This window comes from Streptomyces sp. NPDC050619 (assembly GCF_040654815.1).
Classification (GTDB): domain Bacteria; phylum Actinomycetota; class Actinomycetes; order Streptomycetales; family Streptomycetaceae; genus Streptomyces.
The window spans coordinates 1-1,186 of record NZ_JBFAIR010000165.1 but is presented as its reverse complement, the minus strand read 5'-3'; the positions used below and the strand labels follow the sequence as shown (position 1 = coordinate 1,186).

Below are 1,186 nucleotides of genomic sequence, written 5' to 3'. Positions count from 1 at the left end.
AAGCCCGCCGCGGTGTCGGCGACGGCTGAATTGTGGTTCTGGATCACTTTCAGTGCAGGCCTGACGGACGGTCACCGCCGCGTCGTTTCCGGCACGCGGGTCAGCGGGCGAGGAGGACACGCTTGCGCAGGAGGTCCACGCCGGCCCGGCCGAACATCTGCCTCTTGAGCATCTTGATCCGGTTCACCTGCCCCTCCACCGCGCCCGAACTGAACGGCAACGTCAACCCCGCCGTCACCGCCCCAAGATCACACCTGATCCCCACCACACACGACCGCAACCTTTTGTGATCACTTTCGGTCCCCGGCTGACGGGGCGTCCTCGCCGGTGTGACGATCGGCGGCCATGGGCGACGTGATCGTGGAAAACGTGCTGTTCCCGGACCTGGACGGCCTGCTGGTGCAGGACGTCGAACTCGTCGGAGGTGAAGTGCGGGTGGTGGCACGGGCCTGCGCGACCGGAGCAGGGTGTCCGGTCTGTGGCGCACTGTCACTACGGGTCCACAGCGGCTACGAGCGTCAGCTTACGGACACGGCGGTGGGTGGTCGCCTTGTCGTCCTGCGGCTGCGGGTCCGGCGGTTCCGCTGTGCGACGGTCCGGTGCCCGCGCACGACCTTCGTCGAGCAGGTCGACGGCCTGACTTTCCGCTACGGTCGCCGAAGTACCCGCCTGCACGCGAACCTGCAGGCCATCGCGCTGATGCTCGCGGGCAGGGCCGGGGCCCGGCTGGCCGAAGCACTTGACACCTCGGTCAGCCGCTCCACCCTGCTGCGACTGATCCGGGCATTGCCCGACCCACAGCTATCCACACCCCGCGTGCTGGGAGTCGACGACTTCGCCCTGCGCAAGGGGCATGTCTACGGCACGATCCTGATCGATGTCGAGACCCGCAGACCCGTGGACATGCTCCCGGACCGGGAAGCGGCCACCTTGACCCGGTGGCTGGTCGAGCATCCCGGCGTGGAGGTCATCTGCCGTGACCGCGCCAGTGCCTACGCCGAGGGGTCCCGGCTCGGAGCACCCGCCGCGGTCCAGGTCGCTGACAGGTGGCACCTGTGGCACAACCTCTGCGAAGCCGCCTCCGTGGGGACTTGAGTGGGTTCGCGCAGGTGGGAGGAGTGGCGGGTGACGCATTTGTCGACGGCTTCGCAGAGGTTGTGCCACAGGTGCCACCTGTCAGCGACCT

2 protein-coding genes are annotated in these 1,186 nt (G+C 68.0%); one reads left to right on the top strand and one right to left on the bottom strand.

The window, feature by feature from the left end; translation table 11 throughout:
- Window positions 1-100 precede the first annotated feature (100 nt).
- Window positions 101-238, bottom strand: coding sequence for a hypothetical protein (locus AB0I77_RS53750; RefSeq protein WP_363290360.1), 138 nt, complete (start codon window positions 236-238; stop codon window positions 101-103).
- Between the two features lie 107 nt (window positions 239-345).
- On the opposite strand from AB0I77_RS53750, the gene AB0I77_RS53745 reads away from it, so the two are divergent.
- The gene (locus AB0I77_RS53745; RefSeq protein ID WP_363290359.1) at window positions 346-1,095 is read left to right on the top strand and encodes an ISL3 family transposase; all 750 of its coding nucleotides are present in this window, start codon (window positions 346-348) and stop codon (window positions 1,093-1,095) included.
- Window positions 1,096-1,186: the final 91 nt, after the last annotated feature.

Excerpts from the sequence above, each read along its gene's own strand:
- AB0I77_RS53745 (WP_363290359.1), top strand. The coding sequence starts at position 346 with ATGGGCGACGTGATCGTGGAAAACGTGCTGTTCCCGGACCTGGACGGC.